Raw genomic sequence first — 25,053 nt, 5'->3', positions numbered from 1 at the left:
CCTTGACATTTTGAAATGTTACCTTTTTTATTTCAATAATTCCTTTAATTTAGCCATTCTCGGGTCTATATTTTCCTGGTGGCAATCACAAGTACCGGTATTTAGATTACAGCCGCACAGGGAACACAGCCCCCGGCATTCCGGTTCGCAGAGCACTTTAATAGGCATGGCCAATAATATGGCTTTTATAACCTCGGGCTGAATATCAATCTCATCTCCTCTAAAGGGAATAAAATCTTCCGTATCACCGGTTGCCGGAACACCTTTTTCTTTATTGTAATAGGTTTCTATAAAATCCGTATGGATGTGGTACTTAAATGGTTTCAGACACCTGGCACAACTCACCTTAACAGTAGTCTCTATCTCTCCGGCGGCCAGTATGCCCAGACCGGTATTGGTAAGGTCCATACGAATGTTTACGGGCCCGGCAAAGGGAATTTTACCGGTACCATCATCCAGGCCGGGCAATTGAACACTTAAACCATAATGTTCCTGCCTACCTTTCTCCTCCTTCAATGCCTTAACATCCAGTTTAATCATAAAGTAACCCTCCAATATAACAAGTTCCATTATATAAACAGGTCTATCCATTGTCAAGGATTGGACCTGCACAGATTGACTCCGGATGGGCTTTATATTTATCAGGAGATCCAACTATACAATATTGGGGTTTTTGGTATCAGGCCGGAATATATTAATTGGCTGGCTCTATTGTAAATTCTTAGCTCCATCACGGAGAGCATCCTGTCATTTTCCCCTCCCTAAGACTCATATTATTTCAAAGAGCAAACAGGAAAGGGATGAATATCTCCATGACATCCATTTTTTTTCTTATACTTTTAGGACTGGCCTATACCTTCCGCAATAACTTAAAACATTTCTTCCATCGAAATAAAGACATTTTACCGCAGTTTTTTCTGGGTATAGGTGCGGTAACTTTTATCCTGGTTATGATAACTCATCCCAGAATTATTTTCGAAGGTTCCGTCACCGGCCTTCAAGCCTGGTGGAATATAGTTTTTCCCTCTTTACTGCCCTTTTTTATAGCTTCGGAACTTCTAATGAGCTTCGGTATTGTAAACTTTATGGGAGTTTTGCTGGAACCCATAATGCGCCCCCTTTTCAACGTTCCGGGGGCAGGTTCCTTTGTAATGGCCATTGGATTTACCAGCGGGTACCCCATCGGCTCGATGGTAACAGCACGCCTGCGCAGCCAGGGAATGTGTACAAGGATAGAAGCAGAACGCCTTATGTCCTTCACTAATAATTCCAGTCCCCTGTTTATGCTGGTCGCCGTAGCAGTAGGAATGTTTAACAACCCAAAGGTGGGACTGGTTATTGCGGGAGCTCATTACTTGGGAAACTTGACCTTGGGATTATTGCTAAGATTTTACGGCAGGAGTGACCGGGAAAAAATCTTAAATTCCCATTGCCGATGGCAGGAAATACCGGAAAAAGCCTTTAAGGAAATGGTTACTGTTTTACGGAAGGAGCAGCGTCCCTTCGGGAAAATATTGGGCGATGCAGTTAAAAATTCAGTGACCAACCTGCTCACTATAGGAGGCTTTATTATTCTTTTTGCCGTACTGATAAGGATCCTTACGGAGTTAGGCTTTATAACCTTTACGGCTGGACTACTGGGTAAAATATTGATTCCATTTGGTATCCATTCCGGCGTCCTGGGTGCGGTGGCAAGCGGTATATTTGAGATGACCATGGGAGCAAAACTGGCCAGTGAAGCCGATGCCCCGCTGCTGCAGCAGCTGGTTGCAGTGGCAATAATACTGGCGTGGAGCGGGCTGTCCGTTCTCGCACAGGTGGCAAGTATGATTGCCCATACCGACATTAGACTGGGACCATTTATTGTAGCACGCATTTTTCACGCTATTCTGGCCGGCATTTATACCGTTGGCCTTTATCATTTATTACAGCCGGGATTAAATGTTGTTAACGTATTTGGAAAGGGCTTTCTTTATAGTTGGCCTAACTGGTTGATTACTTTAAACTTTATAAAGGCCAGCATATTCGCCTTTTTTGGCCTCATAGGCTCTTTCATTGCCCTCAGCCTGGTTATATATTTAATTAATAACACCTTCCGGTTTTTTTACAAAAAATTTTACCCTTAATGCTTTTGGGCAAATTGCACATTTCTTAGACAGCAGGAATCAAAAACTGAAGGAAGATAAAAAAGACTTCACCTATTGATTTATCGAATATATAAAATAAAACAATCCCCAAGGAGTGAAGTACTTGTACTTTATTTTTTCGACATTCTTGCTATCTTTTACTGAATATCTACTTTATATTAACATCTTAACTTTTACAGTTTTTTAGGCAGTTGGTCAATTTGCATAGTCTACGTCAATCCGGCAGGGGCGCTGCTGGGAATTAAGAGAAAGGACGTAACGGAGCAGCATCACCTGGAAGTCACCCGCAACTACGACCTGGACGAGAAATTGGTCCGCGACCGCGACGAAGTGAGCAAGGTTGATCACGAGTTGGCGCTGGTCATGCCAAAAGAGCGGATTTTGAAGGCGATCATCGAATCGTTGACAGATACGGATGGTGAAGTCTCAGCTCTCGTGCTCAGTATCGTTGACGTGACGAGGACTCGCCGCCTGGAGCAGGTGCACAACGAATTCGTAGCCAATATGACCTACGAACTGCAGACGCCGCTCACTACCATCAAGGAGTTCATCGAGACTCTGCTGGAGGGGAGAGTCGACACCCCCGAAACGGAGAGGCATTTTCTCAAAATCATCGCACTTAAGCAATCTGATAGAGGACCTGCTTTCGCTGTCACGGATCAAGTTGGATTACCTCAAATTGAAACGGGCCCGCCTCGATATTAGGCAAGTGACAGCAGAGGTCATTGACCACCTGGCGCTCTCCAGTCAAAAGGTGAACCTGAGAGTGGATACCAGGTTTCCCGTGGACCTACCCGAAGTCTGGGCGGGCCGTGATTACCTAAATCGGGTCCTAGACAACCTTGCCTAAAACCTTAAACCTAAAAGAAGTAAAACCCGCAGAGCCCACCTTTAATGATGTTCTCCCTGATAAGTGGTACTACGGTGCAGTGGAAGCAGCCTACCGGGCCGGTCTGATCAGCGGCCTGGAGGATGATCGCTTTGCTCCGGAAAAGGAAATCAGCAGGCAGGAAATGGCAGTGATGATCGCCAGGGCTATAAAATACCGGGGTGATGTGACGATTACATCGGAAGCTGCCGAACAACTCCTTAGCAATTTCAACGATCAGGCATCCATTTCAAACTGGGCGAAGGCAGGGGTGGCCACCTGTATCCAAAACGGGATCATCAGTGGTAGGCCAGATAAAACCTTTGCTCCTCTAACCAGTGCCACGCGGGCAGAGAGTGTGGTTATGCTCAAAAGATTTTTGATCAACCAGGGAATTATTTAGCCTTACTTTGAGGTGATGTGAACCATAAAAAGTGTATGGGAGGGACACGAGAGTTTACGGAATATAAGGGGTTCATGAATTACAGGGCGGTCTCTGGAAAGACCGCCCTGTAATTCGTAACCGCCTGCGTTTATTGGAAACATTCGGACATTGACATTGCCGTTCATGGAATAGATGAAAGCCGCTATTTGGATATGGTCTGGGAAGCATCCCAGATTGTCCTCTCCTTCAGTGTTAACCTGCCTTTCTTCCATAACTTCTTTACAGGTTATCAACACCACTACGTAAAAGAATCAAACCCGTCCTTTTTCTTTAGCTATACGAGCAAACTGTTCTTGCTTGTTAGATGGAGGAACGTGTAAAACAGAGCGCCGGGACATTGTCAGTGCCCCGGTGGGACAAGCAGACACACACACGCCGCAGCCAATACAAAGCTCTTCATTTAAAACTGGTACTTCTAACCCGTTCCCGTTAGTATCCATTGTAATTGCTCGTACATGGCAGCTTTCTGCACAGGTGCCGCATTCATTGCAAAGTTCCGCATCCCTCACTGGCATGAAATTGCTCGGGTGTACAGAATATATACCTGACTCATTAATAGAGGTTAGTATCCCGCAGCAACAACCGCAGCAGTTGCAGATGTAAGCAGGTTTCCTAAGCACATTATCTCCCAGGTGCACCAAACCCAGCTTTTCTGTTTTCTCAAGCACCCGAAGTAAATCGTCGGTAGACGCTGGTTTCGCCAGTTTTCTGCTTACCAACCAGCGTGCGGCATTGCCAAGGGACATACAGACATCTTCCATGGGTGCGTCACAGGTTTTGCCCAAGTGACTGGCTTTATGCCTGCAGGAGCACATGCCTAAAGCCCCGCCACCGGACTGACGAATAATTTCTGAAGCCCGTTCATAATCCAAAACCTCTGTTTCCACTGCGGCAGGGATTAGTTTTTCATAAACTAGGGTTTTAAACATTTTGGTATCCCCGCCGAAAATCTCTTCCCGTACTCCCTCACTATGAAAATACTTTTCGAACAGTTCCGCCAGTTCCTTTAGGTCAATGTCCTCCCTTACCCGCATAAAGGTATATTCAAAAAAACCTACCACCATCGGGGCCAACATATAATAAGTGCCTTCCCGGCGGGGCAGGTCCAGAACCAAACCCTTGTCGGCCATACCTTCCAGCGTCTTTTCTAATTTTGCCTTTCTAATCCCCGTAATGTCAGCAATTTTATCCAGTGGCAAAGGTTTCAGAGGAAATTTGCTTCCCACCATGGCTTCGGTCTCGGTATAAAGACGGCGTAAGATTTCTATTAAGTACTTGTTTACCGGGGCTCCCACCGGGTTTTTGTTTAAACGCTCGGCAAGCGCCCGGTATACTTCTTCCTTGGAATTTATTAAATGACCCACTGGCTACCTCTCCTTTCAAAAATTATAGCTTATGGTACCTTTTATAGCTCCTAAGTTGCTGAGGTTATCCCTCTCCTCCCGCATCTTATTGATAAATTGCACAGCAATAATTGATATACAAGCAATCCTTTGAAAAAATTGATGTTAAAATATTAGCTTTAGCTCTTCTGCCTTTTTAACTGACACAACCACCACTGCCGCAGCACCGTATTAATACCGGAAGCATTAACCGCAGTGACGGTCCCGTCCTTTTTAAAAACAGGTTTTAACTTTGCCAGTGCTTCCAGCGAGGTGTCCCGGCGGGACCCCTCATTCCCGCCCTAATTGCAGATTGCCTGGCCTGGTTTTGCCCTAAGCCGGCTTGCAGCACATTACCCATAATAACTTCATCAACCAACTGGCCATTGATACCAGCGCGGCGAAGGGCTTCCTTAATAATCTCCCTGCCCAGTTCAACTGCCGGGCTCTGGACTAAGGCTCCACCAGATCTACCTACCGCAGTCCGCACCGCACTGACAATTACAGCTTCAGCCACCGTATTCCCTCCCTGGTAAAATAAAAGCTGCCGGAACCTCCGCAGGTATATAAAGAGTCAAAGGAGGGTTAGGGTGCACAGGCCTTCCTTTCCGGGAGAACTCCGGCAGCTTAACTTATGAACCTTTTTCCAGAGACTGCCGGAATAAACCCGAACCCCTAACCCATTATTTTCTTAAACTCTTCTGTCAATAAAGGCACCATTTCAAATAAGTCTCCCACAATGCCGCAGTCGGCAACTTTAAAGATGTTTGCCTCGGGGTCTTTGTTGATGGCCACTATGCACTTGGACGACCCCATGCCGGCCAGGTGCTGGATGGCGCCGGAAATGCCGCAGGCAATGTAAAAAACCGGGGAGATAGAGCTGGTGATTAATGTCACGAATCGCCGGTATAGTATTTTATTGACTTTATATATATCTGAAGTTAGAAAATTTCCAGTTCACTGTCTTGACATTCTACCGCAGGTCTTTTTCCTCCTCGCGCAACTTGCGGCGTAACACTTTTCCTACAGTAGTTTTAGGAAGTTGTTTTCTGAATTCAACTTTTTTGGGAACCTTGAATTTTGCCAGTCTACCCCGGCAGTAATCGATTATTTCTTCTTCGGTTAAGCTTTCTCCCTCTTTAAGCACTATATAAGCTTTTACCGTTTCACCGCGGTAGGGATCGGGAATACCGATTACCACAGCTTCCTTTACTTTCGGGTGTTCAAAAAGAACCTCTTCGATTTCCCTGGGATAGATATTAAAGCCACCGGCCACAATCATATCCTTTTTGCGGTCAACAATATAAAAATACCCGTCCTCGTCCATTTTTGCGATGTCGCCGGTATATAACCAGCCGTTACGCAGAACTTTGACAGTTTCCCTGGGCATATTCCAGTACCCCTTCATGCACTGGGGGCCCTTTACAATCAATTCCCCCCTTTTCCCCGGGGGTAGTTCCCTTTCACCGGTCTCCAAATCTACAACTTTTGCCTCGGTATCAGGAAAAGGCAATCCTATACTACCAACCCTGCGTTTACCATAAAGGGGGTTACAATGGGTTATGGGCGAACTTTCGGACAGCCCGTACCCCTCCACCAGAAATCCCCCGGTAAGTTCTTCGAATTTTTTCTGCACCTCCACCGGCAGGGGGGCAGACCCGCTGATGCAAGCTTTAATGGAATCTATTCCGTAATTCTTGGCATTGGGAAAATTGTTTACGGCTATGTACATGGTAGGTACTCCGGGGAACACAGTGGGCCTGTATTTTTTAATAGTTTCCATTACCTGCTGAACTTCAAACTTCGGTAAAATAATCATGGTTGAAGCGTTAACTATCGGAAAGTTAAGGGCACATGTTAATCCGTAAACATGGAAAAACGGTAAAACTGAAAGGATTTTTTCCTGACCGTATTTACATTCGTTAAACCATTCCGTCATTTGCAGGGCGTTTGCCACTATGTTCCGGTGAGTAAGCATGGCCCCTTTGGGAATTCCCGTAGTCCCCCCGGTATACTGGAGTACTGCCACATCATTTACAACATCTATATTCACCCGGGGTGGCGAAGGCAGGCTGTCTTGCATAAGCTTACCGGCGTTTAAGCACTGCCCGTCCTCGGTACCGGCGGGTTTACCCAGACTAAATAAAATAACATGCTTAAGAGAAGTTACATCTTTTACATTTTTTATAACCGGGTAAAGAGCATCATAAGCTATAATAACTCTGGCTCCAGAATCGTTTAGAATATATTTTAACTCCCGTTCCACATACATGGGGTTAACCTGGACCACAATTGCACCCAGTTTTAGAATGGCGTTAAAGCTAACTGCGTAATAAGGAGAATTGGGAGTCATTAAAGCTACCCGGTCTCCCTTTTTAACCCCAAGGTTACTCAGTGCAGTGGCAAGTTTAGCCACCATCCCGGCAAATGCCTTGTAAGATATTTCTACTCCGTCAAATATAATGGCCGTTTTATTAGGAAAATTTTTAGCGGATTTTTCTACGTAATCCGGCATAATTAAATCAGGATATTCTATAATTGGTCTAACCCCTTTGTCATAGTATTTCAGCCAAGGCTTACTCATATTGGATACCTCCTTTAATAAAAGATTCACTAAATGAATGAATATTCATTTAGTGAAATTTCTATAAAAATTTTTAAATCCCTTCTACCGTTTTAAAAATATTATGAAACTTATAAATTTTAATAAATTAATAAAACTGTATAAAATTTAAACAGGTATAAAAAAGGGATTTGCTCCCGGTAATGTCGATAAAGTTTTTGCCGTTACCGGCTACCTGCTGGTGGGCACCCTGTTCTGGTTATTGACAAACTGGGCTTATCAAATGGTGCAAAGCGACATAAAAAGCGCCTATCGCCAGACGCGACAGGCGCTTTTTTAATAAATCAACTAATTATCCAAAATCCTGGTTCGTGCTATGCCGTCGTTGGCAGGCAATCATAAGGAATGACCATCCAGCAGCATATAATTTACGCCACCTTTTATTAGGAGATAATTCAAATGCTGGAACCATTTATCTTGGCTAAATCTGTGATAAGCCAGCAATGATATCTACTTTAAACCGCGTTAGAAAGTTTCCATAGAGTACCAGTGCCCGGTTTATACTTATATAATTTTCCTTTGTTTGAAAAGAGAAGGGAGCAATTTTCGCATTTTAACAACCGGGAATAAGGACTGACGTTAGGATCATGCGAACTTACTACGGAAGAAAAAAGTTTTATTGAGATACCAGCCTGATAATGCCAGTAACCAACCATGTTAATGACTAAAAATAGCGGGCTAAGCAGTTTTACATGGCAGATTAGCTCATAAGGCATCACGTAGTATATGTGCCAGTTCTTCCCGGGAAACCGGGCGCGGGTTGGCCCGGGTTGAGCCGGAAGACAGTGCTTGGGCTGCCAGGGCCGGTATGTCCTCCTCCTTCAGCCCGAGGGCGCCAAGCCGGGAAGGTATACCCAGGCGCCGGTTCAAATCGCGCACCAGTCTTACCAGGGCCCGGGCTTTTTCTGTTTCATTCTCGCCGGGCAGGGCCAAACGCTGGGCTAAAATGGCGTAATCCCTCGCTGCCTCCGGCAAGTTAAAGTCCATCACCGGGGGGAGCAATACGGCACATACCAAACCATGGGGTTTACGACAACGGTGTCCCACCGGGTGCGCCAGCCCGTGTACCGCCCCCAACCGGGCGTTGGCCAGGGCGATTCCTGCCATAAGGCTGCCCAGGGCCAGGTTTTCCCTGGCTTCTATATCATGGCCGTTTTCTACTGCCCGGGGCAGGTGGGTTATAATCAGCTTCGCCGCCTGAAAGCTTAAAGGCTTGGTGAGCGGGGTGGCAAAGCGGGAAGTTAAGCTTTCTATGGCCTGGGTCAGGGCGTCCATGCCGCTGTGCGCCGTAATGCGGGGTGGCGCAAATACCGCCAGTTCCGGGTCCACCAGGGCGGCCGCAGCCATGAACTCCCGGCCCCTCATGCTGGTTTTAACGCTGCGCGCCGGGTCGGTGAACACAGCTGCCGGGGTGGCCTCGGAACCCGTACCGGCAGTAGTGGGCACCGCCACCCAGGGTAATGCTGCCCCGTCCACCTTCCTGCCGGCCAGGTATTCTGCCACCCGGCCCGGGGCCCCGGCCAGGGCGGCCACCGACTTGGCAGTATCCAGGGCACTGCCTCCCCCGACGCCGATGACCACGTTACACCTCTCCCGGCGCAAAAGTTCCCGGGCCTCTTCCGCCATATCTACCAGTGGCTCGGGAGATACCCCGTCATAGATTACAGTGGTCACCGCCGCCTGCTCCAAAATTTTCATTAATTTGTCCAGAATCCTGCTTTGTTTTAAAAAGTTCCTGCCGGTAACCAGCAGGGCCCGGTTTCCCAGCTTCGCAGTTTCCTTACCAAGTTCAGATATACAGCCCCGGCCGAAGCGGATTACCGGCGGGGCCAGGAAAGTGAAGTTCATAGTGCATCACCTGGATAAGGCGGATATTGACAATTTACCGAAAGGGCTTGGGCAAGCATCTTGTAAATTGGCTCAATTTGAGCCGTAAGGCTGTAGTTTTTACTGGATAGAACCCAGGAAGTGGCCACTTCGTCTATGGCCCCGAATATAATCTGCCTGGCCAGCTTTATATTCAAGTCATTACGAAAAACACCCATGCTCTGGCCGCGGGATACTATCTCTTCAATGAGTTTAAAATAATCTTTAAGGGGTGGGGCAATAGCCTTCCTGATGGAAACATCCGACTGGCGCAGCTGGATTTGCAGTACCATAGCTAGATTTCGGTCTCCTTCCAGGTGGGTCAGGTGCAGCGAAATGAGTTTTGCCAGTTGTCCAAAAGGATCCGGCGTTTTATCCAACTCACTGCGGGCGACGGCGGTGAACTCGCCCATTTTAACCTTAAATAAAGAAATCAATATGTCTTCTTTGTTCTTAAAATACAAGTAGATAGTGCCGTCTGCCACTCCCGCTTCCCTGGCGATTTTGGATACCTGGGAGTTGTGGAATCCGTTATCTGCGATAACTTTTATAGCAGCCTCAATTATAGTCCTATATTTGTCGCCTGTTCGCCTGGCCAAGTCAGCCATCTCCTTTGGTAAAAGAATAAGGGGTTCCCGGGAAGGGAACCCCGGCATACCGGCAAAGGCATTTTAAGGGTTTCTTTTAAGCTAAATTATACCACATATTTGCCCTCTTCTAATAGCCGGGCGGCAATGGACTTGCGAACAGAAATTACATCTGCCGGGTAATATTTTCCAAGACGCTTGGCAATGCTCAAGTTGGTGCGCAGCATGTCGCCGGGTTCGAATATATAGGCCAATGCCTCCTTGGCCCACATTTCAAATTTGGGGAAGGAGTCATAAACGTAGGCAGTGGCCAGCCGACACTTCAAATCAGCATTATCATTATTGTTGTTCAAGGCCTTTTGAGCCCGCAGGAGTGCACTTTCCATGGCGTAAATCTCAATGGCCATGTCGGCGAGAATTTGAATTATTTCCTGTTCTTCAGATATCTCCTGCATAAATTTCCGGGCTGCAGTGCCGCCTACCATAAGGAAAAGCTTCTTGGCCCTTTCCAGGATATCAAATTCAATTTCTAAAGGTGCTTCATCTCCATCGGGAACTTTTGCCCTTATACCGGCGATTTCTTCCTGCAGCTCCTGGGCGGCCTGCATTAAGGGCAGCTGGCCCTTCATACCGCGGCGGAGCAAAGTAGCCGGGATAATCAGGCGGTTTATTTCATTGGTGCCTTCAAAAATCCTGTTAATGCGGCTATCCCGGTAAAAACGCTCCACTTCGTATTCCTGGGTAAAACCATAGCCGCCGTGGATCTGAAGGGCTTCGTCCACGCAGTAGTCCAGAGTTTCGGAACCGTGTACTTTGACAATGGAACATTCAATGGCATAGTCCTCGATGGCTTTACTTATTTCAGGACCTTCTCTTTTGCCTTCCAAGGCTTCTTCCATTTCCCCCACCAGCCGGTAGAGGAGGCTTTCGGAAGCATAAATTTTAACAGCCATTTGGGCCAGCTTGTGCTGAATCATGCCGAATTGGGCGATGGGCTTTCCAAACTGGGAACGCTGCAGCGCATACCTGATAGCAGCAGCAAAGGCCAGTTTTGATGAGCCCACGGCGCCTGCCCCCAGCTTATAGCGGCCTATATTAAGAATGTTAAAGGCAATAACGTGGCCCTTGCCTATTTCACCCAGCACGTTTTCCACAGGAACCCTGGCATCTTCGAAAATGAGAGGGCAGGTGGAAGAACCCTTAATACCCATTTTCTTTTCTTCGGGGCCCACGGTAAGCCCGGGAGTATCCCTGTCCACGATAAAGGCCGTGAACTTATCACCATCCACTTTGGCATAAGTTATGAATACATCGGCAAAGCCGGCATTACTTATGAAAACTTTCTCGCCGTTCAAAATATAAAACTTACCGTCTTCTGAAAGAACCGCCCTGGTCCGCACTCCCAGGGCGTCGGAACCGGCATTGGGCTCGGTCAGGGCATAGGCGGCAACCAGTTTTCCCGCTGCCAGGCCCGGCAGATATTTCTTTTTTTGTTCTTCAGTGCCAAATATTACAATAGGCAAAGTACCGATTCCAGTGTGGGCGCCATGGGTTACCGTAAAGGAACCGCCGGCAACTATGTTCTCTGCGATAAGGACTGAAGCCACTTTACCCATGCCGGTGCCCTCATATTCTTCCGGGATATCCGCCGATAACAAACCGATTTCACCGGCTTTTTCCAGTAAAGAGCGGGCCAGGCCTCCCTTTTGAGCGTCCAGCTCTTCTATCCGCGGCTTGAGTTCATTTTCCGCAAAGTCGGCAACGGTGTTGGCCACCATTTTATGCTCATCGGTAAAGTCTTCAGGGGTAAAAATCTTCTCCGGATCAATGGTTTCCAGCAGGAACATACCGCCCTTTTGCATTTTTAACACCCTCTCTTATTTTTATTTATTTAGTTAGTTCTCTCAAATACCGCCGCGGCCCCCATGCCACCGCCAATGCACATGCTGACTACCCCGTAGCGGGCGCCCCGGCGCTTCATCTCGTAAAGCAAGGTGGTGGTTAGCTTGGCCCCGGTGCATCCCAGGGGGTGGCCCAGAGCAATAGCGCCACCGTTAAAGTTAACTTTGGATTCATTCAGTTCCAGTATCTTGATGCAGGCCAGGGCCTGGGCCGCAAAGGCTTCGTTCAACTCGAAGATATCCACCTGATCCCTGGTAATGCCCGCCAGTCTCAGGGCCTTAGGAATGGCCACGGTAGGGCCAATGCCCATAATTTCCGGCGGGCAGCCGCCCACGGCATAGGAGCGGAAGACTGCCATGGGCTTCAATCCCAGGGCATCGGCTTTTTCCCTGCTCATAATCACCACGCAGGATGCCCCGTCGCTGGTTTGGGAGGAGTTACCTGCCGTTACGGTACCTCCGGCTTTAAAAACAGGCCTCAATTGGGCCAGCACTTCCATGTTGGTGTCCGGCCGGACTCCCTCATCAGTATCGAAAATGATTTTATCTTTGATCAACTTCCCTTTTTTACGATAGGCATTAACAACTTCCAGGGGCACTATTTCTTCTTTAAACTTACCTTCTTTAATGGCTGCGGCTGCCTTTTGGTGGCTTTTTACGGCAAAGGCATCCTGTTCTTCCCGGCTGATACCGTATTTTTCCGCCACGTTTTCCGCCGTAAGCCCCATGCCCATGTAGGCCTCGGGAATGGTGGACATTAATTCAGGGTCGGGCATCAGTTTATTCCCGCCCATGGGGACCAAGCTCATGCTTTCAACCCCGCCGGCCAAATAAACATCGGCAAAACCGGTCATTACCCGGGTAGCACCTATGGCAATAGCCTCCAGGCCAGAGGAGCAAAACCTGTTTATGGTTATGCCGGGAACAGTATCGGGCAGGCCAGCCTTTAAGCCTATCATGCGAGCCACATTCATTCCCTGTTCCGCTTCCGGAAATGCACAACCCAAAATAAGGTCATCTATTTCGGCGGGGTCAAGACCCGGTGTTCTGGCCAGCACTTCTTTGACGACGGTGGCGGCCATGTGCTCGGGGCGGGTATTTTTCAGGGTGCCCCTCGGCGCCTTGCCTACCGCTGTGCGCACCGCGCTAACGATTACGGCTTCGCGCATAGTTCCAACCCCCTTAATTTCTGATCGGCTTGTTGGTTTTTAACATGTGCTTGATCCTCTCGATAGTTTTGGGTTCTCCCAAAAGGCTTAAAAATGCTTCACGTTCCAGGTCAAGGTAGTCCTGTTCTGTTAATGGGGTCCCAGGCGTAACCCCTCCGCCGGTTATTACATAAGCCAGCTTTTTGGCAATCAAAGCGTCATGTTCAGTTATCTGATTGCCCCACAACATTGTTTGAATTCCCAGCTCAACGGCTGCATAGCCTGCGGTGCCCGGGGCCTTTACGGTTTTAGGACGTGGCGGTCTGAAACCACTGGCAGTCAGTTCCAGGACGAATCTTTTGGCATCACCTACTACCCGGTCGCGGTTGGTAGTAATCCGGTCGGTAGGACGCAGGTATCCCAACTTAACAGCTTCGGGACCGCTGGTGGACACCCTAGCCATGGCTATATTTTCAAAGACCCGGTTAACCACCGGTTGTATGGTATTGGTACCGCCGGTTTTTATTTGACCAGAAGGAATTTCCATTTCCGCAGCCCTGAAGGCCATTTCCTTTGTTCCGCCGCCGGCGGGAATGAGGCCCACAGCTGTTTCCACCAGCCCCATGTAAGTTTCTGCACAGGCGTTTACCCGGTGGGCATGCAGGCATACTTCGCACCCGCCGCCCAGGGTCATTCCGTGGGGCGCGGCAACAACCGGCTTTTTACAATATTTCAGCCTCATATTGGCCTTTTGGAATTTATCCACCATCATCTCAATTTCATCCCATTCTTCCTCCTCGGCCTCCATGAGAATCAGGAAAAGATTTGCGCCTACCGAAAAGTGAGTGCCGTAATTGCCGATAACAAGGCCTTCCCAGTTTTTTTCCACTTCCTTAACGGAATAATTAATCATATGAATGATATCGTCTCCGATGGCGTTGGCCTTGCTGTGGAATTCCAGGCAGAGTACGCCGTCCCCGATATCAACCAGGCTGGCGCCGGCATTGGACTTGATGACTTTGCCCTGCTCCTTGATGGGCGCCAGGTAAATAACTCCTTCGGGTACGCTTTCTTTAACCGTGCCCTTGCTTTCCGGGTCAAATACATACCTGGTGCCGTTCCGCTTTTCATAGAAGCTTTGCCGGCCGCAGGCCAGCAGGTCTTCTACCGCCGGCGGGATCTTTTCTCCCTCGGCCCGCATCCTTTCAACCACATCTTTAACACCCAGGGCGTCCCAGATTTCAAAGGGGCCGAGATCCCAATTAAAACCCCACCTCATGGCATTGTCAATGGACTGGATGTTATCTGCAATTTCACCCAACAAGTTGGCCGCATAAAGAAGAGTTTTCTTTAATACGTGCCAGGCAAATTGCGCGCCCTTATCCTTTCCGGCTATCAGTGCTTGCAGTTGTTTTACCGGCTTGCCGGCCTGCTGGGCCGCTTCCAGGGATGCAAACCGGGGCTTTTGCCAGGGCCGGTATTCCATGGTGTTGTAATCAAGGACCAGTATTTCTTTGCTTTTTTCGGTCTTTACTTTTTTATAAAATCCCTGTTTGGTCTTATCTCCCAACCATTTATTTTCTAGCATTTTCTGGAAAAAGGCCGGGGGTTCAAAAACAGACTTTTCCTCGGGATCCTTTGCGGCCTCGTGAACGTTTTGAGCCACGTGCACCAGGACATCCAGGCCTACCATATCCAGGGTGCGGAAAGAGGCACTCTTGGGACGGCACATTACTCTCCCGGTCAAAGCATCAACCTCTTCAACGGAAAGGCCGAACTCCACCATAGCCTTGATAGTGACACACATGCCGTAAACTCCGATGCGGTTGGCGACGAAATTGGGGGTATCCTTGCATATCACTACCCCCTTGCCTAAAACTCTTTCAGCGAAATGACTCATAAAGTCCACTACTTCAGGTAACGTTTCTTTGGCAGGAATTATTTCCAATAATTTCATGTAGCGGGGAGGGTTAAAGAAATGGGTGCCCAGGAAGTGCTGCTTAAAATCCTCGGAGCGCCCTTCGCACATGGCGTTGATGGATAAGCCAGACGTGTTAGAAGAAATAATGCTGCCAGGTTTTCGGAATTTTTCCACTTTTTCAAACAAACTTTTTTTGATATCCAGCCTTTCTACAACTACTTCAATAATCCAATCGCACTCCGAAAGGTAATCCAGGTGGTCTTCCAGGTTGCCCGGAATAATTAACTCGGCATTTTCCGGCACATACAGAGGCGCGGGTCTTGTTTTTTTAAGCCGGTTTACGGCTTCTGTGGCCAGCCTGTTGCGTACCTGGGGGCTCTCCAGGGTCAGCCCCTTCTTTTCCTCTTCAGGGGTAAGTTCTCCGGGTACTATGTCCAAAAGATAAGTGGGTACGCCTGCATTAGCCAGGTGGGCGGCGATAGCAGCGCCCATTACCCCAGAACCAAGTACGGCAGCCTTATCTATGCTGCGCTTCATCTTTGAATCCTCCTTTACTTTTGGTTCATAATAATAATAATGAGTGAATGTTCAGTCATTATTATATATTTAAAATATATCATTCCATCTATCAGGTCAATAGATTTAATTAAAATTTTTAAAAAATAATGAGATATAATTAAATCAACTTGTGTATACTTTTCTTTATTTAAAGAATAAATAACCATTTACCGGCATAGTTCATTTACATATAAAATATTTTATTGAGTATATTTAATCTATTTTTGGCTTCTGAAATTATATTCTCAACAACTTCTCTGGCACTTATTACTTCATTAATAAGACCTACACCTTGCCCCATAGAAATCAAACCTGCATCAATATCACCGTCACGTACCACTTTTAAATAAGCATCTCCTCCGGCATAAGTAAGTAATTCTTCAACCGTTGCAGATCGATTCTCCATTTTTAAAACCTTATATGCAGTCTTTGTCTTCAGAACTCTAAATGCTGCTTTTATAGATTTTAGTATGAGTGTTGTATCGGTCTCAGCGGCCTTTATTATAGCCTCCTTAACAGCTTGGTGGGCTATGCATTCTTTGGTAGCCACAAAGCGGGTGCCTATTTGAACACCTTCAGCACCCATGGCAAGAGCTGCTAAAAATCCTTGTCCATCTGCAATAGCTCCGGCAGCAATAACCGGTATTTGTAATACTCGAGCAGCTTTGGGAATCAAGGACATCAAGGTTACATCGTCCATTCCCGGATGACCACCAGCTTCAAAACCAACAATAACCACTGCATCTGCTCCAATTTGTTCTGCCTTTTGAGCGTACCTTATTCCTGGAACTACATGTACGAGCTTTATTCCGGCATCCTTGACTTCTTTAACAAAAGGTTCTGGATTACGCCCTGAGGTAAAAATAGCTTTTACCCCCGCTTCAATGGCTCCTTGAAAAAACTCATCCATTTTACGCCTCGTTCCAAGAGTAATATTTACACCAATGGGTTTATTTGTAAGCTTTCTAGCTTTATCAATTTCCGCCAACATTTCTTCTTTATTACTAAAAGAACCTGCAGTAATAAGCCCAAACCCTCCGGCATCAGAAATAGCAGCAGCCAGCTCAGCACGTCCTAGCCACTGGAGGCCGCCAAGAATAATTGGGTATTCTATTCCCAATAATTCAGCAACTCTAGTTTTCAAATCAATACCCCCCTCAAATAATAACTAAAACTTAACCTTATAACGTAATCTGTTGAATAAAACCCGGGGGGTTACCCCGGGTAAAAGGTTTTTCAAAACAATCTTCGAGCAATAGTCAGCTTTTCTGCTTCTTTGGTACCCTCGTATATTTCAAGGATTTTTGCATCCCTATAAAATCTTTGAACGTCATACTCATCAATATAACCATATCCACCATGTAGTTGTACGGCCTTGTCACAAATCCATACCGCAGTTTCACCGGCATAATATTTGGCCATGGCGTTAAGGGCGGGATCTAATTGGCCGTTATCTACTTTCCATGCTGCTTTATAGGTAATATTACGAGCCAGCTCGACTCGCGTTGCCATTTCTGCTAGTTGAAACTGTACGCCTTGATTGGCAGCCAGAGGTTTCCCAAAAGTTTTTCTCTCTTGTACGTATTGCAGTGTTTTATCCAGGGCCCCCTGGGCCAGGCCGACACCTTGGGCGGCAACCATGATCCTGGTTACATCGAAGAAGTGCATCAATTGATAAAAACCTTTTCCTTCCTCTCCAATTAGATTTTCACAAGGGACGCGAACGTCCTCAAAAATTATTTCTGCCGTATCACTGGCCCTAATACCCATTTTCCCTTTTATCTTATTCCGCGTAATACCGTTCCGGTCTGCTTCCACCAGGATTAAGCTGTGTCTCCTGTGTCTTTTATCTTCATCGGGGTTGGTAACACATAGTACTATCATGAAGTCACAAATAGTGCCGTTGGTGATAAACATCTTGCTTCCATTGATGACATATTCATTTCCGTCTTTTACAGCGCGGGTTTTAGTCCCGGCGACATCAGTCCCCGCATCCGGTTCCGTATAAGCGCCGGCACAAATAGCCTTACCATTGACCAGCGGAGGCAAATACTTGCGTTTTTGCTCTTCGGTACCATATAATAATATATTTTCTGCCCCAAAAGTAGCAGCCACCACCACAAGCCCCATTCCCAGGTCCACCCTGGACAGTTGTTCGGTAATGAGGGCGTTTTCCAAAAATCCCGCTCCGGCCCCACCGTATTCCTCGGGAAACATCACACCCACCAGGCCTGTTTCACAGGCCTTTTGCCAGATTTCCCGGGGGTATTTTTCCTCCCTGTCATATTCCCGGGCCATGGGTGCAAATTCATTCCGGGCAAACTTATATGCCGTGTCCTGTAAGAGCTTCTGCTCTTCCGTCAATTCAAAATCCATGTTGGTTAAAAGAATCCTCCTTCTTATAGGTTATTGATTATTTAACCAGCTTGCCTTCTTTATACAATTCGCGTAGTTTTTTCTTGGAAAATTTACCCACACTGGTTTTTGGTACCTCATCCAAAAAAATTATTTTTTCGGGCAACCACCACTTGGCTACCCTGTCCCTTAAAAAGTCTATTATATCTTTTTCAGTTACTTTTCCTTTTTCGCTTTCGTTGAGAACCACACAGGCAAGGGGTCTTTCCTGCCACTTCTCGTGGGGAATGGCTATCACGGCAGCTTCCACCACTGCGGGGTGGGCCATAATGGTATTCTCCAAGTCAACGGATGAAATCCACTCGCCGCCACTTTTAATCAAGTCCTTAGAACGGTCCATAATGTATACATAACCTTCTTCATCAATAGTCACAATATCTTGTGTTCTAAACCACCCATCACGCAGGGCTTCCGCGGTTCGTTCCGGCTCCTTGTAATACTCTTCGGTTATCCAGGGGCCCCTTAACAGTAGCTCGCCCATAGTGCTTCCATCCCTGGGTACATCGTTACCTTCTTCATCCACCACTTTTATTTCTATACCCGGCACAAACAAACCCTGCTTCGCCTTTTGTTTATACAGCTGTTCTTTGAGCCATTCCTTCATATAGCTCTTGGGCCGGCATGCTAGGGTCAGCGGGGTAGTTTCTGTCATGCCATAAGCGTTCATCACCCTTATCCCAAGCTTTTCTTCATAAGCTTCAATGAACGCTTTAGGTATGGCTGAACCGCCGGCAATTATACGATCCAAATTGCTAATATCATAAGAACCGTCCTGCAGCAATTTGAAACACTCTATCCAAATTGTAGGCACTCCCGCCGCAACGGTTACTTTTTCTGATTGAATTAAGCTGCACAAGGTTTTAGGATCCGGCCGCATACCGGGCAATACTTGTTTAGCTCCCATTAACGTAGCAGTATAGGGTAAACCCCAGGCATTGACGTGAAACATCGGAACCACCGGCATAACAGTATCAGCTTCAGATATGGCAAGAGTATCCGTCATACCCGACATTAAGCTGTGCAGGTACAAAGCCCTGTGAGAATACATTACCCCTTTGGGATTGCCGGTGGTGGCAGTGGTATAACACATAGCCGCGGGAGACCATTCATCAAGATCATCCGGGAATTTATAAATCGGGGGTGCATCCCGTAACAATTCTTCATAAGAATATACCAGGCTTAAAGAAGTATCCGGCAAATTTTCTTTATCGGTCATAATTACGAAACATTTAACTGTTTCAATTCGGTCTTGGATACCTTCAATTATTGGTACAAGATCTTCATCAATAAAGATAACTTTATCTTCGGCGTGGTTTATTATATACAGTATTTGCTCAGGAAACAGGCGCAAATTTAACATGTGCAATACTGCACCGATACAGGGAACGGCAAAGTAAAGTTCTAAGTGGCGGTGGTTATTCCATGCCAGGGTAGCTACCCTTTCTCCTTGCTTAATTCCCATTTTTCCCAAGACATTGGCTAAACGGCACACGCGCTTGTAAAAATCCCCGTAGGTGTACCGAAAAATACTGGAAAAATCTCGGGAAACTATTTCTTTCCTAGGAAATAATTGACGGGAACGTTCCAGAATGGTACGTATCAGAAGAGGATACTTCATCATATTACCTCACCCCGTTCTATAATAATAATGTTAGGTCTGTATAAATAGCCGATATAATTTTTTAGTTATAAAAATCTTTATATTTTTGCCGCAGGTTCCGTTTTAATATCTTTCCGCTGGGAGTCTTAGGCAGTTCATCAATAAAAACAATCCCTTTGGGCACCTTAAACCCGGCCAAATTTTCCTTGCAGAGATTTATAATTTCTTCTTCTTTTATGGTTTGGCCCGCCTTAGGAACCACCACTGCAGTTACAGCTTCCACCCATTTTTCATGCGGCAACCCGATTACTGCAACTTCAGATACCCGCGGGTCTTTATAAATTACTTCCTCTACTTCACGGCTTGCCACGTTTTCGCCCCCTGTTTTAACCATATCTTTTTTACGATCAACGACAGATATAAAGTTATCTTCATCCAAGATACCAATATCTCCACTATGAAACCAACCGTGAGCAAGAGTATTCTCGGTTTTTTCGGCATCTTTAAAGTAAAACAGCATTGTATGCGGCCCCCGCCCGCAAATTTCTCCGGGGGTTCCTGAAATAGTTATAGATTTGTGATCATCATTTTCAATGCGGGTTTCCATATTTAGTCCGCCTTTACCTGCTGAACCTGCCTTTGACACTTGAAATTCGGGCTTTAGAATGGTATGATACGGGCTAAGTTCTGTTTGGCCGTAATAGTTATAAAACCGCTGACAATTAGGCAACCTTCTTTGTAGTTCCTTCAGGACTTCGACCGGCATGATGGACGCTCCGTAATATCCTTTGGTAAGGGAACTGAGATCGTATTTTTCAAAATCAGGGTGCCGCAACAAGCCAATCCATACAGTGGGCGGGGAAAAAAACATGGTAACTTTATATTTTTCAATGTATTCCATTATTTGCTTGGGGTCAGCTTGCAGCAGCAATATATTGGTACCTCCGAGCATGAGGCACGGATTGAGGAAAACATCACGCTGGGCGCAATGAAAAATCGGCAGGGCGTTTAAATTAATATCATCAGGGGTATATTCCCCGTCAATAATGCAACCTGTATATTCAGCGAGAAGTGACTGGTTGGTGAGAATAACCCCTTTAGGCAATGTTTCCGTTCCGCTGGTATAGGTCATTTGAACCGGGTCTTCAATATTTAACTCAACATCAGGTTCACTGGCTGGGTAATCCCGGTACCAGAAATCGAGATCCCTAAACCCGGCAGGAGCAACCTCTCCTTTACCCTGATTGGACCATATAAGTGTTTTAACCGTGGGCATATCGTTTAATACATCCTTTACAAGCTCATATAAGGCGTCCTCTACTATGAAAACTTTACTCTCTGAATGGTTGATACAGAAACTGATATCTTTACCTCTGAGCAGGTAATTCACAGCCAGGTAGATACCGCCCGCTTTGGCGGTGCCCAGCCAGGTTATAACATGATGGATGGTATTATGGGCCAATATAGCCACCCGGTCATATTTTTGTATACCTAAATCTAAGAGAGCATTAGCGAAGCGATTACATTCTTCCTCAAGTTCGATATACGTTAAAGTCTTATCTTTAAAAATTAAAGCAGGTTTATCAGGGTATCGATAAGCGCTTCGACGTACCATATCGGCAATAACCCAGCGATTTACTTTGTTATATCTACTTCGAATAAAGTCAAGATTTTCTTTATTAATAACATTGAACCTTTCTTTTTCCTTTTCGCTTAAAGGAGCTAAAAAGGTCATTTGAAAACCCCTTTTTAAGAATATTTAATAAATTTTAAATTTACTGATATTTTATTTACCCGCTAGTTCACCCCTTAATTTTTAAATGTTATGTTGAAGCTGGTTAAAATAATCTCAAGTACTCTTCACTTGTTATATTTCTTGGCCAAATGACGTTTTGGAATTTTACCTGTTGTCAATTTCGGCAACTCATTAACAAACTTATACCTCTTAGGAATTTTAAAATCTGCCAGTTTATCACTTTTCCTAAGGAAAGTATCAACCTCCCTTACAGTAAGAGATTTATTATCGCTTACAATAAGAGCCATAATTTCTGTTTCCCCTTGTTCGTTTTCCACACCGAATACCGCTGCTTCCAGAATGTCCGGGTGTTCCAACAAAACTTCTTCAATCTCCCGCGGATAAATATTATCCACCCCGGAAATTATCATGTCGTCAAGACGGTCAAATATCCACAGGTACCCTTCGCTATCTAAACTGCCGACATCTCCGGAATGATACCATCCCCCATATAGGGCTTCCGCGGTCATTTCCGGACGGTTGTAATACCCCTGCATCATGCCTACCCCCCGGACAATGATTTCCCCTTTGGTACCCGGATCCACAACATCTTCGGGGTCAGGCGGAAAAACATCGTTAATACGTACTACCCTGATTTCGTGATTTAGAAGCGCCTTGCCTACTGAACCGGCTTTTTTCATTTGTTCATCCGGATACAGTACAGATACGGCAGGCCCCATTTCAGTCATTCCATAATAATGGATGATATTTGCCCTAAAGACATCCCTACATTTTTTTGCTATAACCGGAGGCATCGGTGCTCCACCGCTGGCTAGAAGGCGGAAATGGGACAGGTTGCACCGGCCTTTAACGTGTTGCACGATAACCCTCCATCTGGAGGGATCTGCGAACATAACAGTAATTTTTTCTTTTTTCATAGCCTGCAATATAGCTCGAGGATCGAAGTTTTTTATTATTACGTTTGTAGCAGCTATGTGAACTCTCGGGATAAAGAAACAGTGCAATTCCGCAGCATGGTAAAGAGGTGCAACGGATAATCCCCGGTCATGACAGGTAAGTTTCTGCGATTCAATCATACACATACTGTGATCGATAATCTCCCGGTGTCTGTGAATTACCCCTTTGGGCTTACCGGTGGTCCCGCTGGTGTAAATTATTGAATACCAGTCATTTTCAGATACGCAAGTATTCGGTTTGGTTTCTGAAAAGCTTTTAATTAATTGATAATAAGGAATTGCGAACTCCGGAGGATCTTCATCTACATATAAATATCTTTTAATGGTTTTAATTTTAGAGCGTGCCCGTTCAACCCGCTTTTTTTCACTTTTACCGTATACTAGCACTTTAGCCTCAACATCATTCAGAATAAATGCCAGTTCTGCAGGACTCAAGTTACAATTAATGGGATTAAATACCGCCCCGGTTTTGGCTGCCGCAAAGAGTACGGATACCAATTCACTAGTGTTAGTCAAAAAAGTAGAAACCCTGTCTCCCTTGGCAGTACCCAGTTTTAAAAGGGCATTTGCCAGGCGATTTACATTATTATCCCATTCCCGGTAGGTCCAGTGTTGTTTTTTTTCCGGGTAAATCAGGGCCGGTCGCCGGGGATATTTCCCGGCTGACATCTCCAAGATATTGCCAATGGTGTACATTTCTTAACTATAATTGTAAAAACCGCGACCGCTTTTTCTTCCGAGATGACCGGCCCGAACCAACTTTCTCAACAAAGGACACGGGCGGTATTTGGAATCCCCTGTTTCTCTGTATAAAGTTTCCATAACTAACAGAAGAGTATCCAGGCCAATCAGATCGACCAAGGCAAGCGGGCCTATGGGATGATTGGCTCCCAGACACATACCTTTATCTATATCCTCTGCTGAAGCAATCCCTTCCATTAATACGAACATGGCCTCGTTTAACATAGGCACCAAAATTCTGTTAACGGCAAAAAGCGGAGCTTCTTCTACGTAAATGACTTCCTTGCCGAAATTTTGCGCTAAGGCTGCTGCAGCTTCTACAGTAGCAGCATCGGTTTCGGTTCCCTTAACCAGCTCGACCAGTTTCATTACCGGTACGGGATTAAAAAAGTGCATGCCGATTACCTTGTCGGGGCGGCTGGTGGCAGCAGCTATCTCTGTAATGCTAAGTCCTGAAGTGTTCGTGGCAAAGATAGCCTCAGGCTCGCAAATGTTATCCAATTCTTTAAAGATTTCTTTTTTGATACTCATTTTTTCCACTGCGGCCTCGATAACAAAATCACAGAATGCTAAATCGGACATATCAACGGTTCCGGAAAGGTTGGACCAAATAGACTCAACCTCTTTTTCGGTACGCCTGCCCTTATTTTTATCTTTTTCCAAATTCTTCTTGATTATGGTCATACCCTTGTTCACAAATTTCTGATCAACATCCCTGATAATCACGTTATAACCGGCTTGAGCTGCTACCTGGGCAATACCGGAACCCATGATACCCGCACCGATTACGCCAATTGTTTTGATTTTCATTTTTTCATCACCATCACTTATATAAGTTCAATAATCATGGCCATACCCATCCCGCCACCAACACAAAGGGCGGCCAGCCCTTTGGAAACATTACGGCGTTTCATTTCGTGGAGCAAAGTAACCACAATTCTGACCCCGGTGCACCCTACCGGGTGCCCCAGTCCTATTCCGCTACCGTTGACATTGGTAATTTTTCTATTAAGCTCTAACAGTTTTTCGCAGGTCAGGTACTGGGCGGCGAAAGCTTCGTTCAGCTCAATTAAGCCTATGTCGGAAAGGGTCAGGTTAGCCCTTTTTAATGCCTTTCGAATGGCCGGAACGGGACCGTACCCCATAAGATCGGGCTCTACCCCGGCCCTGGCAAAGTTAACAATACGTGCCAGGGGTTTGATTTCCAGTTCCCGGGCTTTTTCTTCGGACATAAGGATTATCGCCGCTGCACCATCATTCAATCCCGAAGAATTGCCGGCAGTTACCGTACCGTTTTTGCGAAAGACTGGAGGTAATTTGGCCAATTGTTCCATTGTAACGTTAGGACGGGGATGTTCATCCTTATCAACAACCCTAACTTGCCCTTTACGCATAGGTACTTCTACCGGAACAATTTCTTCTGCGAAGATTCCATTTTCTGATGCCCTGGCGGCGTTTTGGTGACTGCGCAAGGCCACTTCATCCTGTTCTTCCCGGGATATGCCGTACTTGTCCGCTAGTCTTTCTGCAGTTTCTCCCATAAGAATCTTATGGATGGGATCCGTCAATGTTTCCCAAAGGATGTCAGTCATTTCACCGTGCTGCAATCTCTGTCCCCAGCGAGCACCTTTTAAAGCATAGGGAACAGAACTCATGCACTCTGTACCGCCGGCAAGCACGACCTCGGAATCGCCGGTGATAATTTGCTGGTAACCGGACACGATCGCCTGCATGCCCGATGCACATTGCCGCTGAATGGTCATCCCGGTAACTTCAACAGGAAGTCCTGCTACCAAGGCTGCTGTTCTCCCTACGTTGGGTTCGTCAGACCTTTGGATGCAATTACCCAAAATAACATCATCAATATCTCGTCCTTGAATTCCTGCCCTTTTAATCACCTCCTTGATTACCGGTACGGCCAGCTGGTGGGGAATTAAGTTTCTGAAGACTCCTCCGAAATCACCTATAGCTGTTCTTGCTGCCGCTACAATGACTACATCCCTGATAAAAAGTCACCCCCCTGTATTTTTTTGGACGCATCGCTATGCATCATAATTACTATTGACATTAAATGTTACTAATTTCCTAAAGTTAAAGATTATTTAAATATTTAAAAAATATTTAATATTAAAACTAGCA

20 protein-coding genes and 1 pseudogene are annotated in these 25,053 nt (G+C 46.1%); 3 read left to right on the top strand and 18 right to left on the bottom strand.

Going from position 1 to position 25,053, the window contains the following annotated elements; translation table 11 throughout:
- Positions 1–27: 27 nt before the first annotated feature.
- The gene (locus ACX4JR_RS07255; protein WP_476060339.1) at positions 28–540 is read right to left on the bottom strand and encodes a YceD family protein; all 513 of its coding nucleotides are present in this window, start codon (positions 538–540) and stop codon (positions 28–30) included.
- 272 nt (positions 541–812) lie between these two features.
- Between ACX4JR_RS07255 and ylbJ the strand changes: the two genes are divergently transcribed.
- The 3 genes from ylbJ (at position 813) to ACX4JR_RS07240 (ending at position 3,418) form a co-directional block, all read left to right on the top strand.
- Complete coding sequence (gene ylbJ, locus ACX4JR_RS07250) at positions 813–2,126, top strand: sporulation integral membrane protein YlbJ (RefSeq protein WP_476060338.1); 1,314 nt, start codon at positions 813–815, stop codon at positions 2,124–2,126.
- 351 nt (positions 2,127–2,477) lie between these two features.
- Positions 2,478–2,852, top strand: coding sequence for a histidine kinase dimerization/phospho-acceptor domain-containing protein (locus ACX4JR_RS07245; protein ID WP_476060337.1), 375 nt, complete (start codon positions 2,478–2,480; stop codon positions 2,850–2,852).
- Positions 2,853–2,989: 137 nt separating this feature from the next.
- Complete coding sequence (locus ACX4JR_RS07240; protein ID WP_476060336.1) at positions 2,990–3,418, top strand: S-layer homology domain-containing protein; 429 nt, start codon at positions 2,990–2,992, stop codon at positions 3,416–3,418.
- A 293-nt stretch (positions 3,419–3,711) separates the two neighbouring features.
- Here ACX4JR_RS07240 and ACX4JR_RS07235 read toward each other — a convergent pair whose 3' ends face one another.
- The 17 genes and pseudogenes from ACX4JR_RS07235 to ACX4JR_RS07155 form a co-directional block, all read right to left on the bottom strand.
- Positions 3,712–4,824: a 4Fe-4S binding protein gene (locus tag ACX4JR_RS07235; protein WP_476060335.1), complete on the bottom strand. Its 1,113-nt coding sequence runs from the start codon at positions 4,822–4,824 to the stop codon at positions 3,712–3,714.
- Between the two features lie 158 nt (positions 4,825–4,982).
- Positions 4,983–5,102, bottom strand: coding sequence for a thiolase family protein (locus tag ACX4JR_RS07230; RefSeq protein ID WP_476060498.1), 120 nt, complete (start codon positions 5,100–5,102; stop codon positions 4,983–4,985).
- 32 nt (positions 5,103–5,134) lie between these two features.
- Positions 5,135–5,359: pseudogene (locus ACX4JR_RS07225) on the bottom strand (thiolase family protein); the annotation flags it as partial.
- A gap of 158 nt (positions 5,360–5,517) precedes the next feature.
- Positions 5,518–5,775 carry an electron transfer flavoprotein subunit alpha/FixB family protein gene (locus ACX4JR_RS07220; protein WP_476060497.1) on the bottom strand — a complete coding sequence of 86 codons (258 nt, stop codon included), beginning with the start codon at positions 5,773–5,775 and terminating at the stop codon, positions 5,518–5,520.
- A gap of 40 nt (positions 5,776–5,815) precedes the next feature.
- Positions 5,816–7,426, bottom strand: a complete 1,611-nt coding sequence (locus tag ACX4JR_RS07215) for a long-chain-fatty-acid--CoA ligase (protein ID WP_476060334.1) — start codon at positions 7,424–7,426, stop codon at positions 5,816–5,818.
- A 744-nt stretch (positions 7,427–8,170) separates the two neighbouring features.
- Entirely contained in the window at positions 8,171–9,313 is a 1,143-nt protein-coding gene (locus ACX4JR_RS07210) for an iron-containing alcohol dehydrogenase family protein (protein WP_476060333.1), read from the bottom strand.
- On the bottom strand, positions 9,310–9,930 hold the full coding sequence (locus ACX4JR_RS07205) for a TetR/AcrR family transcriptional regulator (protein ID WP_476060332.1): 621 nt from the start codon (positions 9,928–9,930) through the stop codon (positions 9,310–9,312). Before ACX4JR_RS07205 ends, ACX4JR_RS07210 begins: the two co-directional genes overlap by 4 nt.
- A 95-nt stretch (positions 9,931–10,025) precedes the next feature.
- Positions 10,026–11,780, bottom strand: a complete 1,755-nt coding sequence (locus tag ACX4JR_RS07200) for an acyl-CoA dehydrogenase family protein (protein WP_476060331.1) — start codon at positions 11,778–11,780, stop codon at positions 10,026–10,028.
- A 29-nt stretch (positions 11,781–11,809) separates the two neighbouring features.
- Positions 11,810–12,988 carry an acetyl-CoA C-acyltransferase gene (locus tag ACX4JR_RS07195; protein WP_476060330.1) on the bottom strand — a complete coding sequence of 393 codons (1,179 nt, stop codon included), beginning with the start codon at positions 12,986–12,988 and terminating at the stop codon, positions 11,810–11,812.
- Between the two features lie 13 nt (positions 12,989–13,001).
- The gene (locus tag ACX4JR_RS07190; RefSeq protein WP_476060329.1) at positions 13,002–15,425 is read right to left on the bottom strand and encodes a 3-hydroxyacyl-CoA dehydrogenase/enoyl-CoA hydratase family protein; all 2,424 of its coding nucleotides are present in this window, start codon (positions 15,423–15,425) and stop codon (positions 13,002–13,004) included.
- A 205-nt stretch (positions 15,426–15,630) separates the two neighbouring features.
- Complete coding sequence (locus ACX4JR_RS07185; protein ID WP_476060328.1) at positions 15,631–16,590, bottom strand: NAD(P)H-dependent flavin oxidoreductase; 960 nt, start codon at positions 16,588–16,590, stop codon at positions 15,631–15,633.
- Positions 16,591–16,682: 92 nt separating this feature from the next.
- The gene (locus ACX4JR_RS07180; protein WP_476060327.1) at positions 16,683–17,822 is read right to left on the bottom strand and encodes an acyl-CoA dehydrogenase family protein; all 1,140 of its coding nucleotides are present in this window, start codon (positions 17,820–17,822) and stop codon (positions 16,683–16,685) included.
- Between the two features lie 37 nt (positions 17,823–17,859).
- Positions 17,860–19,482 (bottom strand): long-chain fatty acid--CoA ligase, encoded by a 1,623-nt coding sequence (locus ACX4JR_RS07175; protein ID WP_476060326.1) that lies wholly within the window; start codon positions 19,480–19,482, stop codon positions 17,860–17,862.
- A 61-nt stretch (positions 19,483–19,543) separates the two neighbouring features.
- Positions 19,544–21,196: an acyl-CoA synthetase gene (locus ACX4JR_RS07170; protein WP_476060325.1), complete on the bottom strand. Its 1,653-nt coding sequence runs from the start codon at positions 21,194–21,196 to the stop codon at positions 19,544–19,546.
- A gap of 125 nt (positions 21,197–21,321) precedes the next feature.
- On the bottom strand, positions 21,322–22,869 hold the full coding sequence (locus ACX4JR_RS07165) for a long-chain-fatty-acid--CoA ligase (RefSeq protein WP_476060324.1): 1,548 nt from the start codon (positions 22,867–22,869) through the stop codon (positions 21,322–21,324).
- 3 nt (positions 22,870–22,872) lie between these two features.
- Positions 22,873–23,724 (bottom strand): 3-hydroxybutyryl-CoA dehydrogenase, encoded by an 852-nt coding sequence (locus tag ACX4JR_RS07160; RefSeq protein WP_476060323.1) that lies wholly within the window; start codon positions 23,722–23,724, stop codon positions 22,873–22,875.
- A 17-nt stretch (positions 23,725–23,741) separates the two neighbouring features.
- Positions 23,742–24,920, bottom strand: a complete 1,179-nt coding sequence (locus ACX4JR_RS07155) for a thiolase family protein (RefSeq protein ID WP_476060496.1) — start codon at positions 24,918–24,920, stop codon at positions 23,742–23,744.
- Between the last annotated feature and the right edge of the window lie 133 nt (positions 24,921–25,053).

The organism is Desulfofundulus sp. JL263-se, assembly GCF_056316025.1.
Note: the sequence above shows the minus strand (reverse complement) of the source record. Positions and strands in the feature narration are given on the sequence as shown.